This is a genomic window from Myroides injenensis M09-0166 (assembly GCF_000246945.1).
GTDB classification, from domain to species: Bacteria; Bacteroidota; Bacteroidia; order Flavobacteriales; family Flavobacteriaceae; genus Flavobacterium; species Flavobacterium injenense.
The window spans coordinates 1-751 of sequence record NZ_BAEX01000179.1 but is presented as its reverse complement, the minus strand read 5'-3'; the positions used below and the strand labels follow the sequence as shown (position 1 = coordinate 751).

Sequence of the window (751 nt, the reverse complement as noted above, 5' to 3'; positions counted from 1 at the left end):
ACTTTAATAATGAAGATATGATCCAGTATTCTTCATATACTAAGTATTTGTCAATTATGCTAAATTCTATAAGTAATGAAGCAGAAATGGACTTCGATCCAGAAAGTAAATTTGATAAAAATATTGAGAAATTAAATATAGTCGATACTTTAATTAAAAATGAAAAAGTACGAAATACAATATTTGACAATATTACTTTTATTTATCTTTTAGAAGATCAGAATTTGAATAATAATGACAAATTCTTAGAGCGTTATTTTCAACTTTCGACAGACAAAAGCAAGCATAGTGAAATCATACAAATACAAGAAGCAGTGCAGAATTTAAAATATTCACAACGCCTGCCAGAAGTAGACTTAGTAGATACTAATAATAATCCAGTCAGTATCAATAAAATAATTAAGAAGCCAACGTTAATGTTTGTATGGACTAAAAATAGTTTGGGTCACGCAGATGGAGCTCATCGCAGAGCTATTCAAATGTTAAACAACAACCCAGACATACAAATAGTTTCTGTTTGTATAGACGGCGAACAAAATGAATGGGTAGATTTCGTTTCTAATTATAAACACCAGAACTTAATAGAATTGAGATCAACAGATTTCAAAAAAATGAAAGACAAGTGGATTATCACAAAAATACAAAGAAGTATGATTCTTAACTCAGATGGAACGATAAACAATGCTTTCGTAAATATATTTGATAGAAATATAGACAAGCAAATTCGTTAATCAACTTGAAAATATAAAAA

1 protein-coding gene is annotated in these 751 nt (G+C 28.1%); it reads left to right on the top strand.

What is annotated here, in order from left to right; genetic code table 11:
• Nucleotides 1–731: thioredoxin-like domain-containing protein (locus RH98_RS15035; RefSeq protein WP_010257937.1), on the top strand; the 731-nt coding region annotated here is incomplete at its 5' end.
• Nucleotides 732–751: the final 20 nt, after the last annotated feature.